Annotated in this window: 17 protein-coding genes; 15 read left to right on the top strand and 2 right to left on the bottom strand. The window is 63.3% G+C overall.

Annotation, left to right across the window (positions count from 1 at the left end; all coding sequences use genetic code 11):
- The first annotated feature begins 124 nt into the window (after window positions 1-124).
- The 8 genes from G486_RS21215 to G486_RS0100315 all read left to right on the top strand — a co-directional run bounded on the left by G486_RS21215 (window position 125) and on the right by G486_RS0100315 (window position 13,160).
- Window positions 125-2,350, top strand: coding sequence for a putative bifunctional diguanylate cyclase/phosphodiesterase (locus tag G486_RS21215; RefSeq protein ID WP_156919812.1), 2,226 nt, complete (start codon window positions 125-127; stop codon window positions 2,348-2,350).
- Window positions 2,347-2,679 (top strand): YnfA family protein, encoded by a 333-nt coding sequence (locus G486_RS23840; protein WP_027013742.1) that lies wholly within the window; start codon window positions 2,347-2,349, stop codon window positions 2,677-2,679. Before G486_RS21215 ends, G486_RS23840 begins: the two co-directional genes overlap by 4 nt.
- 243 nt (window positions 2,680-2,922) lie before the next feature.
- Window positions 2,923-6,450 (top strand): chromosome segregation protein SMC, encoded by a 3,528-nt coding sequence (smc, locus tag G486_RS0100340; protein WP_027013741.1) that lies wholly within the window; start codon window positions 2,923-2,925, stop codon window positions 6,448-6,450.
- 49 nt (window positions 6,451-6,499) lie between these two features.
- On the top strand, window positions 6,500-7,762 hold the full coding sequence (locus G486_RS0100335; RefSeq protein ID WP_027013740.1) for a cell division protein FtsZ: 1,263 nt from the start codon (window positions 6,500-6,502) through the stop codon (window positions 7,760-7,762).
- 35 nt (window positions 7,763-7,797) lie between these two features.
- Window positions 7,798-9,906 (top strand): NAD-dependent DNA ligase LigA, encoded by a 2,109-nt coding sequence (gene ligA, locus G486_RS0100330; RefSeq protein WP_027013739.1) that lies wholly within the window; start codon window positions 7,798-7,800, stop codon window positions 9,904-9,906.
- Window positions 9,906-10,877, top strand: a complete 972-nt coding sequence (locus tag G486_RS0100325; RefSeq protein ID WP_027013738.1) for a patatin-like phospholipase family protein — start codon at window positions 9,906-9,908, stop codon at window positions 10,875-10,877. Before ligA ends, G486_RS0100325 begins: the two co-directional genes overlap by 1 nt.
- Before the next feature lie 172 nt (window positions 10,878-11,049).
- Window positions 11,050-12,609, top strand: a complete 1,560-nt coding sequence (locus tag G486_RS0100320; protein ID WP_027013737.1) for a sensor domain-containing diguanylate cyclase — start codon at window positions 11,050-11,052, stop codon at window positions 12,607-12,609.
- A 248-nt stretch (window positions 12,610-12,857) separates the two neighbouring features.
- Window positions 12,858-13,160, top strand: a complete 303-nt coding sequence (locus G486_RS0100315) for a single-stranded DNA-binding protein (RefSeq protein WP_245587212.1) — start codon at window positions 12,858-12,860, stop codon at window positions 13,158-13,160.
- Window positions 13,161-13,290: 130 nt separating this feature from the next.
- Here G486_RS0100315 and G486_RS0100310 read toward each other — a convergent pair whose 3' ends face one another.
- Entirely contained in the window at window positions 13,291-14,316 is a 1,026-nt protein-coding gene (locus tag G486_RS0100310; RefSeq protein WP_027013735.1) for a porin, read from the bottom strand.
- Between the two features lie 405 nt (window positions 14,317-14,721).
- Between G486_RS0100310 and G486_RS0100305 the strand changes: the two genes are divergently transcribed.
- Window positions 14,722-15,357: a response regulator gene (locus tag G486_RS0100305; RefSeq protein WP_027013734.1), complete on the top strand. Its 636-nt coding sequence runs from the start codon at window positions 14,722-14,724 to the stop codon at window positions 15,355-15,357.
- A gap of 17 nt (window positions 15,358-15,374) precedes the next feature.
- Here the strand turns inward: G486_RS0100305 and G486_RS0100300 are convergent, their stop codons facing one another.
- A complete protein-coding gene (locus G486_RS0100300; protein ID WP_169728557.1) occupies window positions 15,375-18,038 on the bottom strand; it encodes a hybrid sensor histidine kinase/response regulator in 2,664 nt (887 codons plus the stop codon).
- Window positions 18,039-18,177: 139 nt separating this feature from the next.
- Between G486_RS0100300 and G486_RS0100295 the strand changes: the two genes are divergently transcribed.
- The 6 genes from G486_RS0100295 (at window position 18,178) to G486_RS21210 (ending at window position 25,594) form a co-directional block, all read left to right on the top strand.
- The gene (locus tag G486_RS0100295; RefSeq protein ID WP_027013732.1) at window positions 18,178-19,542 is read left to right on the top strand and encodes a dicarboxylate/amino acid:cation symporter; all 1,365 of its coding nucleotides are present in this window, start codon (window positions 18,178-18,180) and stop codon (window positions 19,540-19,542) included.
- A 149-nt stretch (window positions 19,543-19,691) separates the two neighbouring features.
- Complete coding sequence (locus G486_RS0100290) at window positions 19,692-20,438, top strand: fimbrial biogenesis chaperone (protein ID WP_034386186.1); 747 nt, start codon at window positions 19,692-19,694, stop codon at window positions 20,436-20,438.
- A gap of 63 nt (window positions 20,439-20,501) precedes the next feature.
- Window positions 20,502-20,897 carry a hypothetical protein gene (locus tag G486_RS0100285; protein ID WP_027013730.1) on the top strand — a complete coding sequence of 132 codons (396 nt, stop codon included), beginning with the start codon at window positions 20,502-20,504 and terminating at the stop codon, window positions 20,895-20,897.
- A gap of 449 nt (window positions 20,898-21,346) precedes the next feature.
- A complete protein-coding gene (locus G486_RS0100280) occupies window positions 21,347-21,889 on the top strand; it encodes a fimbrial protein (protein ID WP_051302950.1) in 543 nt (180 codons plus the stop codon).
- 17 nt (window positions 21,890-21,906) lie between these two features.
- Window positions 21,907-22,746 carry a fimbrial biogenesis chaperone gene (locus tag G486_RS0100275; protein ID WP_211233736.1) on the top strand — a complete coding sequence of 280 codons (840 nt, stop codon included), beginning with the start codon at window positions 21,907-21,909 and terminating at the stop codon, window positions 22,744-22,746.
- 172 nt (window positions 22,747-22,918) lie between these two features.
- On the top strand, window positions 22,919-25,594 hold the full coding sequence (locus G486_RS21210; RefSeq protein ID WP_169728556.1) for a fimbria/pilus outer membrane usher protein: 2,676 nt from the start codon (window positions 22,919-22,921) through the stop codon (window positions 25,592-25,594).
- The last annotated feature ends 69 nt before the right edge of the window (window positions 25,595-25,663 follow it).

The following is a 25,663-nucleotide window of genomic DNA, read 5'->3' as shown; positions in this document are numbered from 1 at the left end:
TGATCGGTTCCCGGGCCTGCTCTGGTTTCGTTCCTGCCTGCTCAGTTCCGTGAAGGCGGCTCCTGCTCTTGGGCTAGAGTCTGCCTGCTCCTGCGACGACTCTGTTTACCGCCCAATCCACTCCATGTCCTCTTTGCCACAGCGCATGCTTGTAGCCATTCGGTCGCTTTGGAGCCGGCGCCATGGCGCAGGCGGTAGGCCCACGGCGGTCTTGCGCGAGGCGGAGGCGCGTTTCGGGCAATTGTTCGAGCAGGCTGCAGTGGGCGTGGCCCATGTGGATGCCGGCCAGGGCCGGTTGCTGCAGGTCAATCGGCGCTTTTGCGACATCGTCGGCTATACGGCCCAGGAACTGCGCCAGATGCAGGCTCTGGACATGTTGCATGCCGATGAAGTCGAGGGCGATAAGGAGCTCATGCGGCGCATGGCAGTTGGGGAGCTCAAGGAGTTGCATCTTGAGCGACGCCTGCGTTGCAAGAGCGGCGAGCTGGTCTGGGTGGATATTCATGTCTGCGTACTCAGTGAAGGCGAGGAAGGCGTTCGCTTGCTGTCCCTGGTCCAGGATGCAAGCGACCGCTATCTGCTGCGTCAACTGCGCAGTGATGGCGTTCGTCATTTGCGCAGCGTGATTCAGCGCCTGCCCTTGGGGCTGGCCATGGTCGAGACGGGCGGGCGCTTTGCGTACTGGAACGACGAGTTTCTGCGTCTGGCCGGTCATGGCAGCCGATGGCCGAGCATGGACTGGCAAAGCTGGTGGGGCGCCATGGAGGGCGATCCGCAAAAAGTGCAGCGCATGCAGCGCCGTCTTGAGGCCGAGAGAAGCCGTCCCCGCAGCGAGGATCCGACAGCAGGCGCGCTCAAGCCCGAGGAGTATGAGCTCAGAGGGCGCGACGGGGTGCGCCGCTGCATCATGGTCGGAGGGCTGCTGCTGGATGAGGGCTGCCTGCTGATTCTTCAGGACCAGAGCCAGTACAAGCTGGCCGAGGAAGAGATCCACCGCCTGGCTTTCTACGATCCCTTGACAGGCCTGCCCAATCGGCGCTTGCTCGTCGACCGGCTGCAGCAATGTCTGGGATCGAGCCGGCGGCGCCTGCGCTGTGGCGCCGTGCTGCTGCTCGATGCCGATAACTTCAAGAGCCTGAACGACTCCCTGGGACTGGAGAAGGGCGATGCCCTGCTGCGGCAGATCGGTCAGAGGCTGGTGCAGCTCTGGGGCGAGACGGTCACGATCTCGCGCTATGGGGGCGATGATTTCGTCATGCTGTTCGAGGATCTGGGTGCCGACTCCGTACAGGCGGCAGCCCATCTGGAGGGCGAGATCCAGCGCATGCGCGCCGCCTTGCGCGAGCCCTTCTCGGTGGTCGGGCAGTCCTGCAGGGTCACGTTCAGTGTGGGCATCAATATCTTTGGCGACCAGGACATGGGTTCCGACGAGGTGCTCAGAGGCGCCGAGATGGCCATGTACCAGGCCAAGGGCCAGGGTCGCAATACCTTGCAGTTTTTCGATCCCGAGCTGCAGGCCGTGCTGCGCGCACGCACGGCCATGGAGCAGGAAATGCACGAGGGGCTGGCCCAGAGCCAGTTCGTGCTGCATTACCAGCCCCAGGTCGAACGGGGGCGCATCGTGGGCGCCGAGGGCCTGCTGCGCTGGAAGCATCCGCGCCGGGGCTTTATTTCGCCGAATGCCTTCATTCCCCTGGCCGAGGAGACCGGCCTGATCCAGCCGCTCGGCGAGTGGGTGCTCAACGAGGCCTGCCGCCAGTTGCAGGCCTGGTCGCGCCTTCCGCAGATGCAGGAGATGGTGTTGGCCGTGAATGTGAGCGCGCGCCAGTTTCACATGGACCAGTTCGTCGACCAGGTGCTGCAGGCCATGAACGCCCATGGCGTGAACCCCTACCGACTCAAGCTCGAACTCACGGAGAGCCTGCTGCTCTCCGACATGGACGACACGGCGGCCAAGATGGCCCAGCTCAAGGCCTACGGTGTGGGCTTTGCCCTGGACGACTTCGGCACCGGCTATTCATCGCTGGTCTATCTCAAGCGCCTGCCGCTGGACCAGCTCAAGATAGACAGCAGTTTTGTGCGCGATGTGCTCAGCGACGCCAACGATGCAGCCATCGCGCGCACCATTGTTGCCCTCGGAACCAGCCTGGGCCTGCAGGTCATGGCCGAAGGCGTGGAGACCGAGGCCCAGCGCCGCTTTCTTGAAGTCCATCAATGCCATGCGTGGCAGGGCTTTCTGTCCAGTCCCCCGGTGCCTGTGGAGCGCTTCGAGGCCCTGGTGCAACTGGCAGCCCAGCAGCCCATGCCTCAGACCTGGGGCCGGTCCCAGGACCTGGGTGGTGTGCAATGAGCGTTCTCAAGACCCTGGGCCTGTTTGCGGCCACGGCAGTGGCCGAGATCCTTGGCTGCTATCTGCCCTGGCTCTGGCTGCGCCAGGGCGCCAGCGTCTGGCTGCTGCTGCCGGCAGCACTCAGCCTGCTGGCCTTTGTCTGGCTGCTGACCCTGCATCCGGCTGCGGCCGGCCGGGTCTATGCGGCCTATGGCGGGGTCTATGTCTCGGTGGCCCTGGTCTGGCTGTGGCTGGTCGACGGCATCAAGCCCACGGCCTGGGACTGGGCCGGCGTGCTGGTCTGTCTCGTGGGCATGGGCTTGATCGCGTTTGCGCCGCGCGAGCTTTGACCTGCAGGGCTGCAAGCGTCGCTTGCCAACCCTGAATAAAATGCTCCTTTTAAAGTAGCTGGTAGCGCTTTCTGGGTAAGGGCTAGAGGCCAAAAAGACCCATTTTTTTCTTCTGATACGGCATTTGTGCCGGGCCTTGACCGGGGTGAGCCATGCCGGCCCATGGGGCGCGTTATCATCCGTGACTGTTTGTTCAACCCCACCCGGTCCTCTCGACGCCGCTAAACCTATCCGCTACGCACTGTGCGCCTGAATTCGATCAAGCTGTCCGGCTTCAAGTCCTTTGCCGAGCCCACCAACTTCGTGCTGCCCGGCCAACTGGTCGGCGTGGTCGGGCCCAATGGTTGCGGAAAGTCCAACATCATGGACGCCGTGCGCTGGGTGCTGGGCGAGTCCAAGGCCAGCGAGCTGCGCGGCGAGTCCATGCAGGACGTGATCTTCAACGGCACGACGCACAGAAAGCCTGCAAGCCGCGCGAGCGTGGAGCTCACGTTCGACAACAGCGACCACCGCGCGGGCGGACAGTGGGGGCAGTTCGCGGAAATCGCGGTCAAGCGCGTGCTCACGCGCGAGGGCAACAGCAGCTACTTCATCAACAACCAGGCCGTGCGCCGGCGCGACGTGCAGGACGTTTTCCTGGGCACGGGCCTGGGGCCGCGCGCCTACGCCATCATCGGCCAGGGCACGATCAGCCGCATCATCGAGTCCCGGCCCGAAGAGCTGCGCCTTTTTCTGGAGGAGGCCGCAGGCGTCTCCAAGTACAAGGAGCGCCGGCGCGAGACCGAGAACCGGCTCTCGGCGACCCACGAGAACCTCACGCGTGTGGAAGACATTCTGCGCGAGCTCAATGCCAACCTCGAAAAGCTCGAAAAGCAGGCCGAGGTCGCGGCCCGGTACAACGCGCTCAATGACCAGGTCACGCTCAAGCAGCATCAGCTGTGGTTTCTGAAGAAGGCCGATGCCGAGGTCGAGCAGGACAGTGTGCGCATCGAAGGCCTCAAGGCCGTCAACGAGCTCGAAGAGCGCATGGCCGACATCCGCAACAACGAAAGCGGGCTGGAGACCCTGCGCCAGGCGCATTACGACGCCAGCGACCAGGTCAACCAGGCCCAGGCCAAGCTCTACGAGGCCACGGCCGAGGTCGGGCGGCTGGAGGCCGAGATCCGCTACGTGGTCGAAGGCCGCCAGCGCGTGCAGCAGCGCCTGCAGCAACTGGCCGAGCAGGTGCTGCTGTGGAACAACCGCAGCGAAGAGGCCCGGGGCGAGATAGAAAACCTCGAAGGTGCGGGCATGGATGCCGAGGAGCAGGCCGAGCTGTTGGCTGCCCAGGTCGAAGAGCAGGGCATGCGCCTGCCCGATCTGGAGGACGGGCTGCGCGCCGCGCAAAAAGCCGATACCGAGCAGCGCACCAGCGTGGTCCAGGTGCAGCAGCAAATCCAGGTGCTGGCTGCCGAGCAGCGCAGCCTGGAAGAGCAGCGCCGCCAGCTCGAAGGCCGCTTCGAGCGCCTGCGCGCCGACCGCAATGCCTTGCAGGCGCCTGACGAGGCGCGTCTGGCCAACCTCCAGGCCCAGCTGGCCGAAGCCCAGGAGTTGGCCGAAATGGCGGACGCCGTGCTCAACGAGCTGCAGGAGTCCGTGCCCCAGCTCGACGAAGAGCGGCGCGAGCGCCAGCAGGCCGTGAACCAGGAAGCTGCGCGCCAGGCGGATCTGTCGGCGCGGCTCGAAGCCCTCAAGGCCTTGCAGGAAAAGCTCAAGACCGATGGCAAGCTCCAGCCCTGGCTGGCCAAGCACGGTCTGGACGGCATGCAAGGCCTGTGGAGCCGCATCGCCATCGAGCCCGGCTGGGAGAATGCGCTGGAAGCTGCGCTGCGCGAGCGCCTGGCCGCGCTCGAAGTCGGGCGCCTGGACATGGTGCGCGGCTTTCTGGGCGCAGGCGGGCAGGACGCGCCGCCCGCGCGGCTGGCATTCTTCAGTCCGCCCCAGGCGGCCCAGGCCCCGGAGGGCGGGCGCTTTCCACGGCTGTCGGATCTGTTGCGCGTAAACCATGCGGGCCTGCTGGCCGTGCTGACGAACTGGCTCAGCGGCTGCCATACCGCAGCCACGCTGGACGAGGCCCTGGCTCTGCGGGCCCAACTGCAGCCCGGCGAGACGGTGTATGTGCCCACGGGCCATGCGGTCAGCCAGCACAGCGTGAGCTTTTATGCCCAGGACTCGGAGCAGTCGGGCATGCTGGCCCGGGCCCAGGAAATCGAGCACCTGGAAAAGGAGGTACGTGCCCAGGCCTTGATCGCCGACGAATCGCGCTCGGCCCTGGTGCGCGCCGAAAGCGCTTATGCCGAGGCCTCGCAGCGCCTGGTCTCGGCGCGGCGCGAGGCCAGCGAATCGCAGAGCCGGGCCCACGAGCTGCAGGTGGAGACCTTGCGCCTGTCCCAGATGGCCGAGCAGGCCCGGGCGCGCAATGCCCAGATCAGCGCCGACCTGTCGGAAGTCGAGGCCCAGCTGTCGGATATCGAGGAGCGGCGCGTGACTGCCGAGGCCCGGTTTGAAGAGCTGGACATGCAACTGGCCGACAGCCAGGAGCGCCATGCCCAACTGGGCGACAAGGTGCTGGAGGCCGAGCGCCGCCTCAACGAATCGCGCGAGCAATTGCGCACGCTCGAGCGCCAGGCCCAGGAGGCCACTTTCTCGCGTCGCAGTCTGGAGGCGCGCCGAGGCGAGCTGAGCCGCACGATAGAGACTGCAAGCCAGCAGGCGCGCTCCCTGGCCGAAGAGCAGCAGCGTGCCCAGGACGAGCTTGCGCGCCTGACGGATGCCGCGGCCCAGGGCGGCCTGCAGGATGCGCTGGATCTGAAGATGCAGCGCGAGCAGGCCGTGGCCGCGCGCCGCAGCGAATACGACGACCTGACCAACAAGCTGCGCGCCAGCGACGAGCGCCGCCAGTCGCTGGAGAAAGCGCTGGACCCGCTGCGTCAGCGCATTACCGAATTCCAGCTCAAGGAGCAGGCCGCACGCCTGGGGCTGGAGCAGTATGCGAATCTTCTTGAAGAAGCCGGGGCTGATCTGGCTGCCGTGGCCCAGTCGATTGCCGAAGCCAATGTGCGCCTGCACGGCCTGCAGGGCGAGATCGACAGGCTGCACCGCGAGATTGCGGCGCTTGGCGCGGTCAACCTCGCGGCGCTCGATGAGCTGACGCTGGCGCGCGAGCGCAAGACCTTTCTGGACGCACAGGTGCTGGACCTGACCCAGGCCATGGACACGCTGGAGGAGGCGATCCGCAAGATCGACGCCGAAACCCGCGAGCTGCTGTCCGGGACCTTCGAGACCGTGAACCGGCACTTTGGCCGCATGTTCCCCGAGCTGTTCGGCGGCGGCCAGGCCAAGTTGGTGATCACGGGCGACGAAATCCTCGACTCGGGCGTGCAGGTCATCGCCCAGCCCCCGGGCAAGAAAAACCAGACCATTCATCTGCTCTCGGGCGGAGAGAAGGCGCTGACCGCGATTGCGCTGGTGTTCGCGATCTTCCAGCTCAACCCCGCGCCGTTCTGTCTGCTCGACGAGGTGGACGCGCCGCTGGACGATGCGAATACCGAGCGCTATGCCAAGCTCGTGGCCAGCATGAGCAGCGGCACGCAGTTTCTGTTCATCAGCCACAACAAGATTGCCATGGAAATGGCCAAGCAGTTGATCGGCGTGACCATGCAGGAACAAGGCGTTTCTCGCATCGTGGCGGTGGATATGGAGTCCGCCCTGTCCATGGCTGAGCTATCCTGAGAGCCTGCCCGCAAATTTTTGAATCCCGGTTGGATTGCCGTTTCCTGTCATGAGTACCTTGCAAATCAGTCTGGCGGTCATAGGCCTTGTGTTGCTGGCCTTGATCTTTGCCTACAACAACTGGACCGCGCGCCGCAATGCCCCCAGGCGCGCCCAGCCCCTGGACGAAGCCTCGCGCGATCCCTCGCGCCACGAACCCGGAATGGACACCGTAGGCCATGGTCCCGATCTCACGCAAAGTCTGCGCGAGCCCATGCTGGGCGACTTCGGTACGGGCCAGCCGAAGGTGGTTGACCGCTTTGCCCAGACCGATGCCGAGCTGGCCCTGCTCGTGCAGCAGGAAGACGAGCTGCGCCGCATTCAGGAGCAGGCCTTGGAGCAGGCCGAGCCGCCTGCCCAGGAAAGCCGGCCCGCTCCTGCGGCGGGCGATGCCGGACCGCAGGAGCCACGGCTCGACGATGCGGCCCTTGTGGGCGTGGTGGCCGAGCGCCGTGCGGGGCTGGATGCCCTGATCTACGCCATTGCCCCGGTCGCCGTGGGCCAGGCCGTGCCCGGCGAGCTGGCGCTGCAGGCCCAGCCTGCGACCCGGCGTGCGGGCAACAAGCCGTTTGCCATCGAGGGCATGAACGAGCAGACCCAGTGCTGGGAGCGGCTGCAGGCCGGTCAGCGCTATGTGGGCTTTCAGGCCGGCGTGCAGCTGGCCAACCGCACGGGGGCGCTCAACGAGATCGAGTTCTCGGAGTTCGTCGCCAAGGTGCAGCGCTTTGCCGATGCGCTCGGCGCGGCTCCCGACATGCCCGACATGCTCGACGAGGTTGCGCGCGCCAGAGAGCTCGACCAGTTCGCGAGCGAGCATGACGCCCAGCTGAGCTTCATGCTGCGCGCCCGCCAGGCTTCCTGGAGCGCAGGCTATGTGCAGCAGGCCGCTGCGCGCGAAGGCTTTGTGCCCGGCTCCATGCCGGGGCGCATGGTCTTGCCTGCAGCCATGGCAGGCCTGCCGCCGGTGCTGGTGCTCAACTACGATCCCCAGGCCGCCATGGCCGACGATCTCGACTCCTCGGTGGTGCGCGAGTTCATGCTGAGCCTGGATGTGCCTTTGGTGGCGCGCGAAGAGCAGCCGTTTGCGCGGCTGCGCGAGGTGACGCAGAACCTGTGCCAGGCCATGGATGGCGTGCTGTGCGACCAAAATGGCTACCTGCTGCCGGCCATGGCCCTGGACCCGATTGCCCAGGACCTGGAGCAGCTCTACGACAAGCTCGACAGCCGCGAGCTGTCCGCCGGCTCGGTGCTTGCGCGCCGGCTGTTCAGCTGAGGCGAGTCCGCCTCGGCCTTCTCTTTCGGCCCTCAATGACCAACAACCTGGATTTGTTCTCGGGCGCGCATGAGTCTGCGCCCGCACCTGTCGTTCCCGACAAGGTCTTGTTCAAGCTGCAGCAGCTGCGCGCGCAGCTCAACCAATGGGCGCATGAATACTATGTGCTTGACGAGCCCAGCGTGCCCGATGGCGAATACGACCGCGTATTCCAGCAGCTGCAGGCGCTCGAAGGAGCCTATCCCTCGCTGGTCACGCCGGACTCGCCCACGCAGCGCGTGATCGGCGCCGTGCTCGACGGTCTTGCGCCCGTGCGCCATGCGGTGCCCATGCTCAGCATACGCACGGAAACCGACAACGAGGCCACGGGCGCCCAGGCCTTTGATGCACGCGTGCGCCGCGAGCTGGAACTCGATGAGTCGGCGCCCCTGGTCGAGTATGTGGCCGAGCCCAAGTTCGACGGCCTGGCCATGAATCTGCGCTATGAGAACGGCGTGCTGCTGCAGGCCACGACGCGCGGTGACGGCGAGATCGGCGAGGATGTGACGCACAACATCCGCGCGATTCGGCAGATCCCGTTGAGCCTGCCCCGGGATGCAGGCGTGCCGCCCGTGGTCGAGGTGCGTGGCGAGGTCTACATGCGGCGCGCCGATTTCGTCAGGCTCAATGCGCGCCAGCAGGCCGCAGGCGCCAAGAGCTTTGCGAATCCGCGCAATGCGGCTGCAGGCTCGGTGCGCCAGCTCGACTCGGGCATTTCGGCCCAGAGGCCGCTGTCCTTTTTTGCCTACGGCCTGGGCGAGATCACACCGCCCGCCCATGGGGGGCCGGATTTCGCAACCCACTATGCAATGCTGCAGGCCCTAAAATCATGGGGTTTTCCGGTTGCACCCCAGGTCTGCATTGCGCAAGGCGCTCCTGATCTGATAGCTTTTCACGAGCGCATGGGCGCCGATCGAGCCGATCTGCCCTATGAGATCGACGGCGTGGTCTACAAGGTCAACAGCCTGGCCCTGCAGCGCCAACTGGGCTTTGTGACGCGCGAGCCGCGCTGGGCCGTGGCCCACAAATACCCGGCTGAGGAAATGCCCACGCGCATGGAAGGCCTGGACGTGCAGGTTGGCCGCACGGGCAAGCTCACGCCCGTGGCGCGGCTCGCGCCCGTGGCCGTGGGTGGCGTCATCGTGACCAATGCCACGCTGCACAACCTGTTCGAGATCCGCAAAAAGCGCGTGCGCGTCGGCGATACCGTCATCGTGCGCCGCGCAGGGGATGTGATTCCCGAGGTGGTCGGCAAGGTCGCCGGCACGCGTGCGGCCTATGTGCCCAATTTCCGCATGCCCGCAAGCTGCCCGATCTGCGGCAGCGCCGTGGTGCGCGAAAAGGGCGAAGCCAACCACCGCTGCACGGGCGGGCTGTTCTGCCCGGCCCAGCGCAAGGAGGCCTTGCTGCATTTCGCGGCGCGCCGGGCCATGGATATCGAGGGCCTGGGCGACAAGATCGTCGACCAGCTCGTGGATGGCGCCGTGGTCCGCAGCCTGCCCGATCTCTACCGTCTGGGCCTGGTGGCCCTGGCCTCGCTGGAGCGTATGGGCGAAAAATCGGCGCAAAACCTGCTGGACGCACTGGAGAAATCCAAAAGCACCACGCTGGCCCGCTTTCTGTTCGGCTTGGGGCTGCGCCATGTGGGCGAGACCACGGCCAAGGATCTGGCGCGCCACTTCGGCAGCCTGGACGCCATCATGGCTGCCGAGGTCGAGCAGCTCTTGCAGGTGCGCGACATAGGCCCCGTGGTCGCAGCCAGCATCCACACCTTTTTTGCCCAGCCCCATAACCGCGAGGTCGTGGAGCAGCTGCGCGCCTGCGGCGTGCACTGGGAGGAGGGCGCGCAGCGCGAGCTGGGAGCCCAGGTGCTGGCCGGCAAGAGCGTGGTGCTCACGGGCACCCTGCCCACGCTCAGCCGCGATCAGGCCAAGGAAATGCTGGAGGCTGCGGGAGCCAAGGTTTCGGGCTCGGTGAGCAAGAAGACCTTTTGCGTGGTCGCCGGCGCGGAGGCCGGCAGCAAGCTCGCCAAGGCCCAGGAGCTGGGCCTGCCCGTGCTTGACGAAGCCGGCATGCAGGCGCTGCTGCAAACAGGAGAGCTTTGATGCCTTTGGTGCCGCGCAAGCCCAAGCTGGGCCTGGTTCTGGGCAGTGGTTCGGCACGTGGCTGGGCGCACTTCGGCGTGCTGCGCGCGCTGCTGGAGGCGGGCCTCAAGCCCGACATCGTCTGCGGCTCCTCCATCGGAGCGCTGGTCGGGGCCTCGTATGCGGCTGGCGAGATGCAGCGTTTCGAGGACTGGGTGCTGGGGCTGGGCATGCGCAAGGTGCTGGGCTTCATGGACTTCAACATCACAGGCGGCATGCTCAAGGGCGAGAAGCTGATCTCGTTCTGGCGCGAGAATTTCGTGGATTCGGCCATCGAAGACCTGGCCACGCCTTTCGGTGCCGTGGCCACGGACCTGCATTCGGGCGCCGAGGTCTGGCTGCGCAAGGGCTCGATTGCGGATGCCGTGCGCGCCTCGATCGCGCTGCCGGGTCTGTTCACGCCCGTGTACCGCGATCAGCGGCTGCTCGTGGACGGCGGCATCGTCAATCCCGTTCCCACTTCTTTGGCGCGTGCCATGGGGGCCGACATCGTGATCGCCGTGGATCTGAATGCCGACATCATGCGCCGTCACCTGAGACCGCTGGAGGGCGAGCAAGAGACTGAGCTGCCCGATGGAGAACAGGCCGTGCCGGACGCCGAAGAGCCGGCCCAGAACATGGCCTGGATGCGCAGGCTGCAGCAAGGCGTGATGTCCTGGATGCCGGGTCAGCCGCGCAGCGACGAGGTCACCAGCAGCCTGCCGCCCACGCCTTCCCTGCTCGACGTGGTCATGGTCAGCGTGAACATCATGCAGATGCGCATCACGCGCAGCCGCCTGGCCGGCGATCCACCCGAGCTCGTGATCGCGCCCCGGCTGGCGCAGCTGGGCCTGCTGGACTTTCACCGCGCACGTGAAGCAATCGATGCGGGCTACGAGGCCGCCCGGGCGGCGCTGCCGGGGTTGCGCCACTGGGGGCTTGAAAACCGTTAGCCCTGGTCTCGGCAGTTTTTGTAAAAAATTGACACTTTTTCGGGCAGGGTCAATTTTTTCAAGGATGTTGACCTGTGAAGTAGAGTGCTCCTGCTTCGAGAGATATGCGAAACCAATATCCCATACATTTCTCGGGCTTTTCTTGATTGTCTGAGGTGTTATTGGGGTTTTTATGAAGAACAAATCCATCCTGAGAATGGATCTGCGGCGCCTCATAATATTATTGACGATGGCCAGTGCCTTCGTTTCTCTGGTAAATACGTTTTATGCGACCTATTCTGTCCAGCGTCAGCAGCTGATAGATAGCGTCATGCAAAGCAATCTGGTTTATTCAACCAAGCTGGCAAAAAGCACGAATGATTTTCTCAAGCTGGCGAGGCAGCAGCTTTCGGTGAGCTCGAGCATCATCGGGGATCACTTCGATGACGCAGGCCGCTTGAGGGAAGAGGCTGAAAGACTGAAGACCCAGACGGACAGCTTCAATTCGGTCGTCATTCTGGATGCCCAGGCGAACGTGCTGGCCTCGTCGCCGGAAACCTTGAGCCTGACAGGCAGGAAGCTGAGTTCGCCAGGAGTATTGGAGGCCATGGAGCAAAAAGAGCCCATGGTTAGCGAATCCTATGTCTCAAGCATAGGCAATCTGCTGGTTTTTATTTCTCATCCCATATTCAGCAAGAGTGGAGAATATCTCGGCGCTATAGGCGGAACAATCTATCTGAATCAGGAAAGTATTTTGAATCGTCTGCTGGGACAGCATTATCACAAGGACGGCTCTTATCTGTATGTCGTGGACTCCCATGGCAAGCTGATTTACCACCCCGATGTAAAGAGGGTGGGGAGCACGGTTTCGGGGAATGCCGTGATCGAGAAGATCGCCAAAGGGCAGTCGGGCAGCGAGGTCGTGCGCAACAGCCATGGCGTGGAGATGGTGGCCGGCTATGCGATTGTGACGGCCACGGGATGGGGTGTGGTTGCCCAAAGGCCGATGCAGATCACTCTGGCGCCTCTGGAGGCCTTGATGTGGCAGGTGCTCTCCAAGACATTGCCCATGGCCTTGCTGTCATTCGTGCTCATATGGTGGTGCGCGAAACAGGTGGCCAGGCCCTTGAGAATGCTCGCCGATGGCGCGCAGACCATGGGCGAGCCCGGGGCAGAGAGCCGGATCCAGAAAATCAGATCCTGGTATTTCGAATCCCAGGAGTTGAAGAAGGCCATGCTGCTCGGAGTTTCCTTGCTCCATCAAAGAATCCGGCGCCTGCGCGAAGATGCGGAAACCGATCCTTTGACCCATCTGGCCAATCGCCGTGGCCTGGAGGCAGCTCTCCAGAGTCATCAGCTCTCCGGGCTGCCCTTTTCAGTCATCTCCATAGACATCGATCATTTCAAGAAGGTCAATGACAGCCACGGGCACGGCGCGGGCGATCTGGTGCTGCGCGAGCTGGCCCGGCACATGAAAGCGGTTTCCCGCGTGGATGATCTGCCCTGCCGGGTGGGGGGCGAGGAATTTCTCGTCATTTTGCCGAGCACGAACAAGCCGGCGGCATTGCAGGTTGCCGAGAGACTGCGCCAGCGCGTCGCGTCTGCAGACTTCGAGGGCGTGGGGCAGATCACCATCTCTCTGGGCATTGCGAGCTGGCCTGAGGACTCCGAGGACATGTCGGCAGTCTTGAAGCGCGCGGATGAAATGCTTTACCGGGCAAAACACGGCGGCAGGAATCGTGTGGAGAGTTAGCACCTGAGCAGCCAGGGCTATCCGATCCGGTTTTTTGAATCCATTGACTCCGCAAAAGTGCCACCGCCTGCTGGCGGCCTCGGCAGGGCTTGCGGTGGCCGTGGCGGGCGCAAGCCGAGGTGGCCGACGCGCCTGCGCCAAGGCGGGAGCCAGGGGGCTTTCGGGGGCCTGGCTCCCGTCTTGCCGGGGCGGATCAGTTTACAATCGGCGCTTTTTGCAACGAATCTTTTTCTTACTTTTCTCAGATGATGGATGGATTGATTACCGGCCGACTGACCGGTACGCCCGAGCACCGCAGTGATCGCAATCGTCGCCCCTTCATGGTGGCGCGCATGCGCTCCGAGGCCTCCGATGGATCTTCGGTGCCGGTGAATGTCGTGGCGTTTGATACCGAGGCCTGCGAGCGTTTGCGCTGCCTCGTTGAGGGCGATGCCGTGGCCTTGCGCGGCAGCTTTACCCCCAAGGTCTGGATAGACCGCCAGGAGCTTCCCCATCCCGTGCTGGATGTGGTGGCCCACCAGGTATTGGCTTCCCCCGAACTGCAGTACTGAAGAGCCGGCCAGGCTGCCGTCGCTGCGCACGGAAGCCATGAAAATATGAGCTGCTAGCGCCTGCCCTGATTGGATTTCAGATGGTTTTCTATCTGAAACCCAGTAGCAGCAAGCGCTAGCAGCTCATGATTTAGAAGCGATGGCGAATGCCGCCGATCACGCTGGTGCCCGATTTCAGATCCGTCACGCGATCGTGCATGAGCACGGCGTAGACGTCGGTGCGCTTGGACAGGAAGTGGTCGTAGCCCACGCTGTAGGTATCGCGCTTGGTGCTGCTGCTCGCGACTTCGGCCTTGGTATGCGCCCAGGCGGCCTTGATCGAGCCTGCGCCCACGGGCAGATCCAGTCCCAGGGAGTAGGTGCTGTTCTTGCGGTCCTGGTCGCTGACCTTGGCCTGACCGTAGGTCGCGTAGAGCTTGGCCACAACGAAGTTGTAGCTGCCGCCCAGCATCCAGTCGGTCTTGGTGGGCATGAGGGCCAGGCTGACGGGGTTGCTGATCTGGGCGCGCTCGTAGAACGCGGTCAGGCTCAGCGGGCCGCCCGAGTACATGGCGTTCACGCCCACATTCTTCTTGCCCGAGTTGCCGGCCTGTTCGCCGAACTGGTAGTGCACATTCGCCGAGAGGCCGCCAAAGCTGGGTGTGGAGTAGACGATCTGGTTGCTCCAGCCGGTATCGGCCGGTGTGGTCAGATTGTCCGAGCCCCAGCCGCCCGTGCCCATGTTGGCGTGCAGCACCAGGGGAGAGATGGTGAAGGAGTCGCCGAAGGGGTTGGTGCTGATGGTGGGCAGGAAGTTGGGCGCAATGCCGCGACCCAGGCGCAGGCTGCCGAAGCCGCCGCTCAGGCCCACATTGGCATCGCGCGAGAAGAAGGGATCACCGCCGAAGCGGCCGGGCTCGCCCGTGTCCACGCGCAAAAACGAGGTCAGCAAAAAATCTGCCTTGAGGCCGCCGCCCAGGTCTTCCTGGCCCTTCATGCCCCACCAGGAGGTGGTCATGCCGCCGGAGCCGACAACGCCTTTGCTGCCGGCATCGCCGGCCATGCGCATGGAGCCCGCATAGGCATCCATGAGCCCCGTGAACTGTACCGAGCTCTGGGCCTGGGCCGCGCCCGCGCAGGCCAGGGCTGAAGTCAGGGCGATCAACGTGTTTTTCATATGAGAAGTCTTTCTGTATGCGGATGAAGTGGCTCAAGCAAGCCAGGGTCGGGCTTGAGAGTGAAGACGGCTGGCGCGCTGGCCCAGGTGGCAAGCCATGGCAGCGGTGTTTTCACCCCTGGCTCTCGGGGCGCTGGGGCGAATTCCGGGAGGCACTTGTTACAAGCCGCGTATTAAAGCGCAGATGCTTCTTCGGCAAAGGCCTGAGAATGCATATTTGCAGCCCACTGTGGTTTGTTGATCACAGATTGGCTGCAGTTTTCTCCGCCCTTTTTCCTGCACGCTTTCATGCAAGAAGCGTGCCTCTCACGATGGCTGCCGGCTGGAGCGAGAGTCACGGTTTTTTCAGCAAAATGCAGCTCCGCCAGGGCCGGGGCCCGCGAGAGTCGTGCCAGACTTTGCACCATGCTTGAGCCCACGCTTTTGGTCGCTGATGACCACCCCCTGTTTCGTGCCGCCGTAATCCATGTGCTGCGCGAGTCCATGCCCGGGGCCCGTGTGCTCGAAGCGGCCAGCGCGGCCACGCTGGGCAGTTGTCTGGAGCAGCATCCCCAGGCCGACCTGGTGCTGCTGGATCTGAGCATGCCCGGCACACGGGGCTTTTCCGCCTTGCTCCATGTGCGCGGCGAGTACCCGGAGATCCCGGTCATCGTGATCTCGTCCAACGACCATCCGCGCGTGATCCGGCGCGCCCAGCAGTTCGGCGCCGTGGGCTTCATCCCCAAGTCCTCGCCGGCCGAGTCGATTGCAGCGGCGATTGCCACGGTGCTCGATGGCGGCAGCTGGTTTCCTCCGATGGCGGCCGAGAGCTCGGATGCCGATGCGGCGCTGGCCGCCAAGCTGGCCCAGCTCACGCCCCAGCAGTTTCGCGTCCTGATGTGCCTGGCCGATGGCCTGCTCAACAAGCAGATTGCCCATGAGCTGGGTCTGGCCGAGAACACCGTCAAGGTCCATGTGACGGCGATTCTCAAGAAGCTCGAATGCTATAGCCGCACCCAGGCGGCGGTGCTGGTCAAGGCCCTGGAGGCCGACGCCGCCTAGGACGGGGCGAGCGTGATCTAGCCCTGGGGCTCGCGGTGGCGCAGCAGGGTCTGGCTCATGAGGGCGCGCAGCGCGGGTGCACGCACGGGCTTGGCGAGAAAGCCCCAGCCGCGCTCGGCCGCCTGGCGGCGCAGCGTGCTGTCGTTCTCGGCCGTGACCAGGATCACGGGCGGCGACTGGCCCCAGATCTCGCTGAGCCGGGCATAGACATCGGGGCCGTGCAGGCGGCCCAGGCGCACGTCCAGCAGCACCAGTTGCGGGGCCTGTCCGGGCCGGGCGGCTGCCAGGGCGTTCTGGGGCGTGTCCACCAGAGGCGTCTTGCAGCCCCAGCGCTCCAGCAGGGCCTGCATGGCGGCCCGGCTCTGGGCATCGTCCTCGATGTACCAGACGCTGCTGTCCTGCAAGGGCGCATCTCCGGCCAGACCGTGGTGGCCGGGCGTTGGTGCCGCGCTTTGCAGGGCACTGAGGGCGCTGGCATCACCCAGCGGCACGCAGACCCAGAACACGCTGCCGTGGCCCAGGCGCGAGCGCAGGCCTGTCGGATGGCCGAGCAGCCGGCCCAGGCGCTCGACGATGGCCAGGCCCAGGCCTGCGCCTCGGTCATCGCCATGGCCTTCATTGAGGCGGCGGAACTCCTCGAAGATCTCGCCCTGCAGGCTCTCGGGAATGCCCGGCCCTTGGTCGTGCACTTCTATACGCAGCTGATCGCCCTGACGCCGGCAACCGAGCACGATGCGCCCCTGGCGCGTATAGCGAATGGCGTTGGACAGGTAGTTCTGCAGAATGCGGCGCAGCAGGGCCGGGTCGCTGCGCACCACGCAGCGCGTGCTCACGTATTCCAGGCGCAGCCCGTGGCTCTGGGCCAGGATGCCGAAGTTGTGCTGTATGACCTGCAGCAAGGGGCCTAGCGCAAAGTCGCTCACATGGACTTCGAGCTGGCCCGATTCCATGCGCGAGATGTCGAGCAGGCTGCCCAGGATCGCGTCCTGGGCCGCGAGCGCGTTCTCTATGCTTTCTGCCACATGGCGGCCGGCTTCGTCCTGCACATGGCTGCTGAGCAGCGAGGTGAACATGCGCGCCGCATTCAGCGGCTGGAGCAGGTCGTGGACGGCGGCGGCCACAAAGCGCGTCTTGTAGCGGTTGGCCTGCTCGGCCTCGCGCTTGGCCTGGGCCAGGTCGCGCGTGCGCTCGGCAATGCGCTTTTCCAGCGCATCGGCCAGGGAACGCAGCTCGCGCGCCGTATTCTTGTAGCTGGTGATGTCGGCATAGCTGGTCACGAAGCCGCCGTCGGGCAGGGGATTGCCGCGAATCTCCAGCACCGTGCCGTCATCCTTGGTGCTTTCGTGCAGATGCGGCGTGCCCTTGCGCAAATGGTTGAGGCGCCGCTCTATGGCCTTCTCCACGGGGCCGCGGCCCAGCAGGCCACGGCGTGCGTTGTGGCGAAACAGCTCCTCGATGGGCTGGCCGATGTTCAGCAGCTCGGGCGGAAAGCGGAACAGCTCCGCATAGCGCGAATTCCAGGCCACCAGCTTCAAATCCGCATCGATGATGACCACGCCCTGGGGAAGGTGCTCGAGGCTGCGCGACAGGCCGGTGTCGGCCTGCTTGGCGGCCTGGACGATGCCGTCCTGGGCGGTGCGCAGCTCCTGTGCATGCTGCTTGAGCACGGTCTCCAGTTCCCTGCGGCTTCTTTGGCGTATGGCGGCCACGCGGCGGCGCTGCTGTATGAACAGCAACAGCAGTGCCAGGGCCAGCCAGGCCGCGGCTGCGGCCGCTGCCGCCCAGCGGCCCGCGAGCACGGAGGCGCGTGTGCTGTGCAGCAGGTTCAGGCTCCAGTCGGTGCCCGGAATGTCCAGCGTCTGCCAGAGCAGGGGCTCGGCGATTGCGGGGTTGCGGCTGCGGATGATGGCGGCGCCGTCGGGTGCCGTTTTCGTGAGCGCATAGCCCAGCGGCGTGAGCTTCTGGTTGGCATACTGGCGCGTTGCATGCAGCTCCAGGCGGTCGGCCTGACTCAGCGGCTGCAGCAGGCGGTAGCGCCATTCGTTGCGGCTGGCCAGGAACACCACGCCATGCGAGTCGGAGGCAAACACGATGTCGCCGCTGGCCGGCCAGGCGCGTTCGAGCTCGGCCAGCGCAATCTTGATCACCACGATGCCCAGCGGCCGGCCTTGTTCGTCGGCAATCGCCTGGGACAGAAAGTAGCCGGGCACGCCCGTGGTCAGACCTATGCCATAGAAGTAGCCCTGGCCCAGGCTGAAGGCCTGCTGCACATAGGGGCGAAAGCTGTAGTCCTCGCCGACGTTGCTGCGTGCATCGCGCCAGTTGCTGGCCGCGAGGGCAATGCCCTGGCGGTCGATGAGCGTGAGTGTCGAGGATTCGCTGGCTCCGTTGGCACGCTCCAGCTTGAGGTTGAGCGCCTGCACCTCCTGGGGGGATTGAGGACGGGAGACGGCGTCGCGCAACTCCTTGTCCAGCGCCAGCACCAGGGGCAGGGTGCGGTAGCGGTCTATGCGCTGGCGCAAGGTCTGGGCATAAAGGTCCAGCTGCTGGCGAACGGCCTGGCTCTCCTGGCGCAGGCTGCGCTGCTGCACGTAATGGCTGGCAAGACCCATGGAGAGCACCAGCCCTGTGACAAGCAGCAGCAGGCTGCGGGCCGGGCGGAGACGGCGAGGAATCAACATGCGCACAGTATCGGTGCAGCCTGCGACTAGAGGGTTCTACTTACTACCAATAGGTTATGTGCGAATCCAGAGGGCGGCGGTACAAACCAGAGCAGCGCATCTTCAAGGATGCGAGACCTGCTTGCCCACTGGAGCCCTCATGCACGCCATCCCCTCAACCAGCGCCGGCGCCGTGCGCCTGCCGTTTTATCGCCAGCTGTATTTCCAGGTGGTCGTCGCCATCGTTCTGGGCGTTCTGCTCGGGCATTTCGAGCCCCAGTACGCGGAGCAGTTCAAGCCTCTGGGCGACGCCTTCATCAAGCTCGTGAAGATGATCATCGCCCCGGTGATCTTTCTGACCATCGTCACGGGCATTGCGGGCATGACGCATCTGCGCACCGTGGGCCGGGTGTTCGCCAAGGCCATGGCCTATTTCCTGTTCTTCTCCACGCTGGCCCTGATCGTGGGCATGGTCGTGGCCCATGTGGTGCAGCCCGGTGCGGGCATGAACATCAACCCCGCCGATCTGGACCAGAGCGCGGTCAAGACCTATGTGGCCAAGTCCCATGAGCTGACCCTCACGGGCTTTGCGATGGACATCATTCCCAAGACGCTGCTGAGCCCGTTCGTGGGCGACAACATTCTGCAGGTGCTGTTCGTGGCCGTGCTGTTCGGCATCTCGCTGGCCATGTCCGGCGAGGCCGGCAGGCCCGTGCTCAACTTCCTGGAATCGCTCACGGCCCCCGTGTTCAAGCTTGTGGGCATCTTGATGAAGGCTGCGCCCATTGGCGCCTTCGGGGCCATTGCGTTCACGATAGGCAAGTTCGGCCTGAGCTCCCTGGTCAACCTGGCCTGGCTGGTGGGCTCGTTCTACATCACTTCGCTGCTGTTCGTGGTCGTGATACTGGGCTTTGTGGGCCGCCTGTGCGGCTTCTCGGTGCTCAAGCTCGCGCGCTATCTCAAGGCCGAGCTGCTGCTGGTGCTGGGCACCTCGTCTTCCGAGTCGGCCCTGCCTTCGCTGATGGACAAGATGGAGAAGGCCGGCTGCGGAAAATCCGTCGTCGGTCTGGTGGTTCCCACGGGCTACTCGTTCAACCTCGATGGCACCAACATCTATATGACGCTGGCCGCGCTGTTCATCGCCCAGGCCACGAACACCGATCTCTCGCTGGGCCAGCAGATCGCACTGCTGCTGGTTGCGATGCTGAGCTCCAAGGGCGCGGCCGGCGTGACGGGCGCGGGCTTCATCACCCTGGCTGCAACCCTGGCCGTGGTGCCCGAAGTGCCCGTGGCCGGCATGGCCCTGATCCTGGGCGTGGACCGCTTCATGAGCGAGTGCCGTTCGCTGACCAATTTCATGGGCAATGCCGTGGCCACCATCGTGGTCTCGCGCTGGGAGAATGACCTGGACTACGCCAAGCTCACCACGGCCCTGGATGGACGTGCGACTGAAGTCATGGCGCCTGCAGCCCCAACCCTGCGGCCCGTGGATGCGGGTGCCATGGTCAAGGGCCTGAACGCATAAACCCGTTTTCTGCCTCTGGAAAAGGCTTCCGGATTCAGCTTGAATCGTTCATCCTCAACTCCCTGTTTGCGCTTGCGACAGGGAGTTTTGTTTTTTGCATACGCAGCCCGGCAGGCACAGGCTCGGCCCAATGACACAGGTGGTGAAACGTGGATCCTCGATGGTGTCGCGGTGCGCTGGTCGCAATCAGCTGCTTTGCCGGCCTGACCGCCGGGGCAGGGGTCATGGCCGAGCGCACGCGCGTGGTTTTTATTCAGGGTCAGCGTGAGGCTTCGCTGACCCTGGTCAATCTCAATGCCTATCCGGTCATCACCCAGGTATGGGTTGATGATGGGCGCCTTGATGGAGAGCCTGTCACAGCCCTGGCGCCCTTCATGCCCTTGCCGCCCGTGTTTCGCCTTGAGCCCCATCAGCAGCGCAGCCTGAGGCTGTTGAGCACGGGCCAGCCTCAGCCCGAAGACAGGGAGAGCCTGTATTGGCTCAACATCTACGAGATCCCGCCCCGGCCCAGTGCGCCACAGCAGGCGGCGGATGCGCTCTTGCTGACCGTGACCATGCGCACCCAGATGAAGCTGTTCTACCGTCCCAGGGGCTTGCAGCCCAGTGCCGAAGAGGCGGCGCGGCACCTGGCTTTTACGCTGGAAAAGAGCCGCCTCAGGCTGGACAACCCCACGCCCTACCACATCACCCTGACGGGCCTGGTCTTGCAGGTCGACGCGCAGCAGCTGTCTTTGCAAGCCATGCTGCTGCGGCCTTTCTCGGTGCAAACGCAAAAGCTGGACCAGCCCTTGCCCGAGGGGCAGCCCGCAAGCCTGGAGTTCGAATGGATAGATGATGATGGCGCAAGGCACCAGAGCCGGGCGGACCTGAAGCCGCCGCCAGGCTCTCTAGAATAGTTGCCGGCTCTTGAGGGCGGCTCTTTTTGTGTCGACCGGAGCAAGAAAGAGGCAAGAGGTTTTATGAAAAATGATGCGCACCGCAACAAGGAGCTGGCAGAGCAGTTGCTCGACTGGAATCGCCGCAATCTGCGCCACGATGTCGAGCTGAGCCAGTCATTGATCGCAGAGCGCTTTGCGCCCGAGTTTCAGGTATTTGCCAACGGGCGCAGTTATGCCGCCGACCATGAAAGCTATCAGGGGTTTTTGCAAGGCTTCAAATCCAGCATTGCGAGCATCGATTACGAGGTGACTCAGATCGTGGCCGATGAAGCTGGCGTGGTGCTGGCCATGCGCGCCAGGGTCGAGCGTGTCAATGCGGTGCGCGACCAATTCGAGGCCATGCTGCTTTTGCGCTTTGATGAGCAGGGCAAGCTCGTGCTGTGGCATGAGGTGTATGTGCAGTCGCAGGCAGTCTGAAACCGGCGGCCCAGCGCAAGGGCTTGAAAAGCCTGAATTTCTTCCTGCAGGAATATTTTCCAATTATCTTTAGAAGATAATATTTGACGGGTTATTGATGCAGTTTTTTTGCATTGCGTAGGATTAATCTTTCTCCTTGTGAGGAACTGCTCCTCTATGCTGTCAAATTGCATTCTTTAAAATGGACTTGCGTGCAGTTGCCTCATCGCCGCTCCTGAGCAATTGCCTTCCATGAAGCAGTCTTTTCCCAGTGTTCAGCGCCTGGCTGAAATCAGTTCGATGCGGCTGATTGTTCTCTGTTGAATAATTGATCTGTTATGGAATTTTTTATTTCATAAGGAGATCTCCATATCGATTGATTTTCAATAATCTTCCAATTAAATGATTTAAACCCATGTGCATGGTTCGTGTGCATGATGATCCGTGGATTTTATTTTTCAAAGGCTTTGATGTCTGTTCAATTAAAATTATTTATTTTTTCTTTCGCGACTTCCCTGGCTGGTGCTGCAGCCGCAGCCAATACGATTACCTTCAACGGCGAGGTGACCGATCAGACCTGCCAGGTGGAAATCAATGGGTCCAGTGCTCCTGTGGTGATCCTGGATAGCGTGCCTGTTTCGGCCCTGAGTGCTCCGGGCATGGTTGCAGGCGCTACTCCTTTTACCCTGAAGCTGACCAACTGCGTGGCACCTGCCACGGGAAGCGAGAGCTTTCAAGCCTTGTTCCAGGCCGTGAATGCCACATCCAACGGCAATCTGCCGAATGCAGCTGCAGGCGGTGCCCAAGGCGTTTCTTTGCAGCTGCTGGATGCTGTGGGCGGCAATCCCGTGCGCCTGACCAGCGGCAGTCCTGCGAAAGGGGGCAGCATTGTTCTGCAAAGTGGTCAGACCAGCGCAAGCCGTGATTTTGCCATTCAGTACTACTCCGAGAGTGCTGCGGTGAGCACAGGCATGGTGAGCGGCTCCGTGACGTATACCGTGCGTTACGAATAATCCGAAATGCCCGGGCTGTGTTGTACGGTCCGGGCATTGAAGAAGGATTCACTGGCGGCGTGTGGATTCATCAATCGTTGCTTCAGCCGATCTGGACGATGAAACCCATGTCCCAAACCATGTTTCGGTTTTTCATGAAATCGACTGGCTTTCTGATCTGCGGCCTGGTGGCTGTGAATATTGCAAAGGCCAGCGTGGTCGTGACTGGAACCAGAATCATCTATCCGGGTGACATACGCCAAAAGACCATTCAGCTGACCAATCACGATGATTTTCCAAACGTGGTTCAGGTGTGGACCGATGTCGACGATCCAGGCTCTACGCCGGATCAGGAGGGAGCGCCCTTCATCGTCAATCCACCCATATTCCGCATGGAGCCCGGAAAAGGCCAGAGCCTCAGAGTCATCTATGTGGGCCAGGACCTGCCCAGGGACAGGGAGTCCTTGTTCCATCTGAATGTCCAGCAGATTCCACCGCGCAGTTCGGTGCATGCGGGCAAGAGCCAGATCCTGCTGATGCTGAGGAGTCGTCTGAAGATTTTTTATCGCCCTCAGGGAATCGAGGGCCAGCCCGATGAGCTCAAGGAACAACTGAAGTTTTTGCTGTTGAGACATGCGCAGGTCTGGAGCGTGCATGTGGAGAATCCAAGCGGGTACTACGCGTCGTTCGCAGGTGCGCAAGTCAGCGTGGGAGATAGAAAGTGGGCTTTGCAGACCAGCATGATTGCTCCGCGCAGGATCGCGGAGTGGGAGCCCGAAGAAAAAGAGGCCTTGCCCTCAGGGCCTGTTCGCCTGACTTACTGGCTCATCAATGACTATGGTGCCAAGCTGGAAGTCACCCATGAGCTGGCTCCCTGAGGCCGCAGCACCGGTTGACGCTCTCCATTCTGCGGGTCAAGGGCTTGACGGTGGGTCTGCCGTGCGCCCAGTCTTCCCAAGGGGCCGGCCATGGCCCAGGCATTGCATGGCGCATGCTGTCGGGTGGGGGCGCCGGCACGGTGCCGAAGAGGCAACCGGCGCATTCTCCGGCTTGGCGGGTGCACGATGGCTGGTGGGTGGACTGCTCGTCGCCTGTGCGGCCGCAGTCGCAGCCGATGGGGAGCAGGAAAAGCCGGCCCAGTTCGTGAGCCCTGGGCTGCAGGAGGCGCGTGAGCCCATGCTAGAAGGCCGGGCCTCCACCGCGACCTACCAGTTTGATGAGGACTTGCTGCTGGGCTCTGATCTGGGAGGGGCGAATATCTCCCGCTTCAATACCGCAGCCCAGGCGGAGGCAGGCAGCTATAACGTCGATGTCTACCTGAATGGCCGCTTTGTAAGCAGTACCGAGGTGCTGTTCAGCCTTGAAGAAAGCTCCTCGCATGCGCAGCCATGTTTTACGGAAGAGTTTTTTCAAAGGACGTTGGGCGCAAGGCCCAAGGACGCGAATGCCGGCACAGGAGGTGCTACGGCTCGGCAGTGCCAAGGGCTGCAGTTGCGCCTGCCTGGCTCGGGGTTCGAGTTGGACATGGCGCGGCTGAGGCTGGAGCTCTCGATCCCGCAGGCCTTGCTGCTCTCCAGGCCTGAAGGTTATGTCGATCCCCAAGAGTGGGATCCGGGCGAGACCATGGCATTTACCAGTTATGACCTCAGTTTTTACCGGTCACGGCAGACGGGGCTTTCGGCTGCAGGGGCGGAGTATGCGTATGCCGGGTTTAACAGCGGCATCAACTTCGGTTTGTGGCGCTTGAGGCAGCAGTCCAATTACTCCTACTCGCGCTTCGGCAGCCAAAGCCGCAGTCAGTGGACCAGCATTCGCAGCTATGCCCAAAGGGCGTTGCCTGCACTGCGCAGCGAACTCACTCTGGGTGAAGGCTATACCCCCGGCAACTTGTTTTCCAGCCTCGGCTATCGGGGCCTCAGCCTGGTCAGCGATGAGCGCATGCTTGTCGACTCCCGGCGCCAATATGCGCCAGAGGTCAAAGGAACGGCCAGCACGGCGGCGCGTGTGGTTGTCAGCCAGAACGGCAAGAAGCTGCGCGAGATCAGCGTCGCCCCCGGTCCATTTGTGATTGACGACCTCTACGGAACAGCGCCTGCGGGCGATCTTCTGGTGCAGGTGTTCGAGGCCGATGGCAGCATTTCCAGCTTTGTCGTGCCGTTTGCAGCATTGCCGCAATCGATTCGCCCGGGTCTGTCTCACTATGCATTCACCCTGGGCCAGGTCAGGCAGCAGGTGAGATCTAACGACTTGTTTGCGGATCTGAGCTATCAGCGTGGTGTGAGCAATGCTCTTAGCGCCAGCCTGGGGGCGCGTCTGGCCCAGGGCTATATGGCCTTGCAGGGCGGTGGCGTATGGTCCACGGCGCTCGGCGCCCTCGGGATGAGCGCGACCTATTCAAAAGCGGACATCGGCGCGGGTATCTACAGGCAGGGCTGGCGTTGGGGCGTCAATTACAGCCGCACCTATCAGCCGACGAATACGACGATGAGTCTGGCGAGCTACCGTAACTCCGGCGAAGGCTATTTCGAGCTGGTGGATGTGCTGGGCTCGCGTCGAATGCTCAACAGGGGCCGGTCCTGGGACTCTCCGACCAGCAAGCAGCGCAATCAGTGGGTGCTGATGCTGAATCAGAGTCTGCAGAGCTATGGAAGCCTTTATGTTTCAGGCTCCGTCAGCCACTTCTATGGAGGAAAAAACCGTGACTCCCAGGTGCAGATGGGCTATTCGAATCTCTGGGGGCGCGTCGGTTTCAGCCTGTCTTTGTCGCGTCAGCACTATGTCTACGACAACCAGGCATCGTTCGATGCCTATTCCGGTCCACTTATGGCTGCGGGCAGGCAGGGGGGCGTGCACAACACTTTGACCCTGAGCCTGTCCATACCTCTGGGCTCATCGAACTCGGCTCCGGGCCTGAGCGCATCCGCCACGAGAAACTCGGCCGAACCCCGAAGCAGCCGGCTGGATGCGGGCCTCAATGGAACACTGGGTGCAGACCGTGCCTGGAGCTATGCACTGGCTCTGAGCCAGGAAGGCGCAGGCCGCAGTCCTTCCGGCAACGGCACGCTGCAAAAGCAGGCCGCGCTTGCCACGTTTTCTGCCGGCATGGCCGTGAACCAGAGCTACCAGGCGCTCAATGGCGGCATGCGTGGCGCTGCAGTCCTGCATCAGGGCGGACTGACTCTGGGCTCGTCGGTGGGAGACAGCTTTGCTCTCATCGAGGCGCAGGGAGCCAGCGGTGCGGGCGTGCGCGGAACCCGTGCGGGGCGCATAGACAGCCGAGGCTATGCGCTGCTGTCCTCGCTTTCACCCTACAGGTACAACTCCGTGGGGCTGGATCCGCAAGGCCTGGCTGCAGATGCCGAGCTGGTGGAGACCGAGCACAAGGTCGCGCCTTATGCAGGGGCCAGTGTGCGTGTGAAATTCAAGACCCTGAGCGGCAACCCCTTGCTGATCCAGGCCTCCCACCCCAGCGGAGCGCCTTTGCCTCTGGGGGCCTATGTTTTCAGCAATGAAGGGGTGAATGTAGGCATGGTGGGCCAGGGCGGCCAGATTTACGCAAGAGCGCAAGGGGAGCAGGGCAGCCTGCTGATACGCTGGGGGCAAAAGCCTGGACAGTCTTGCGTTCTGAGGTATGACCTGCGTGGTGCTGCGCGCACTCAGACCGTGATTCGGCTCAAGGCGGACTGCATGCCGCAGGCCGGGGCCTCTCCTGGAGAGCATCGATGATGGTTGCATTGCTTCGCTGGGCTGGCCTGGCTGTATTCTGTGCCGCCAGCCTAGCCTGTCTGCCGGCTG

The organism is Comamonas composti DSM 21721 (assembly GCF_000429845.1).
GTDB lineage: Bacteria > Pseudomonadota > Gammaproteobacteria > Burkholderiales > Burkholderiaceae_C > Comamonas > Comamonas composti.
The sequence above is the reverse complement of the archived record's forward strand: the minus strand, read 5'-3'. Positions and strand labels throughout refer to the sequence as shown.

Coding starts and splice junctions, on each gene's coding strand:
- G486_RS21215 (WP_156919812.1), top strand. CDS start 125: ATGTCCTCTTTGCCACAGCGCATGCTTGTAGCCATTCGGTCGCTTTGG.
- G486_RS23840 (WP_027013742.1), top strand. CDS start 2,347: ATGAGCGTTCTCAAGACCCTGGGCCTGTTTGCGGCCACGGCAGTGGCC.
- G486_RS0100335 (WP_027013740.1), top strand. CDS start 6,500: ATGAGTACCTTGCAAATCAGTCTGGCGGTCATAGGCCTTGTGTTGCTG.
- ligA (WP_027013739.1), top strand. CDS start 7,798: ATGACCAACAACCTGGATTTGTTCTCGGGCGCGCATGAGTCTGCGCCC.
- G486_RS0100325 (WP_027013738.1), top strand. CDS start 9,906: ATGCCTTTGGTGCCGCGCAAGCCCAAGCTGGGCCTGGTTCTGGGCAGT.
- G486_RS0100320 (WP_027013737.1), top strand. CDS start 11,050: ATGAAGAACAAATCCATCCTGAGAATGGATCTGCGGCGCCTCATAATA.
- G486_RS0100315 (WP_245587212.1), top strand. CDS start 12,858: ATGGATGGATTGATTACCGGCCGACTGACCGGTACGCCCGAGCACCGC.
- G486_RS0100310 (WP_027013735.1), bottom strand. CDS start 14,316: ATGAAAAACACGTTGATCGCCCTGACTTCAGCCCTGGCCTGCGCGGGC.
- G486_RS0100305 (WP_027013734.1), top strand. CDS start 14,722: ATGCTTGAGCCCACGCTTTTGGTCGCTGATGACCACCCCCTGTTTCGT.
- G486_RS0100300 (WP_169728557.1), bottom strand. CDS start 18,038: ATGTTGATTCCTCGCCGTCTCCGCCCGGCCCGCAGCCTGCTGCTGCTT.
- G486_RS0100295 (WP_027013732.1), top strand. CDS start 18,178: ATGCACGCCATCCCCTCAACCAGCGCCGGCGCCGTGCGCCTGCCGTTT.
- G486_RS0100285 (WP_027013730.1), top strand. CDS start 20,502: ATGAAAAATGATGCGCACCGCAACAAGGAGCTGGCAGAGCAGTTGCTC.
- G486_RS0100280 (WP_051302950.1), top strand. CDS start 21,347: ATGTCTGTTCAATTAAAATTATTTATTTTTTCTTTCGCGACTTCCCTG.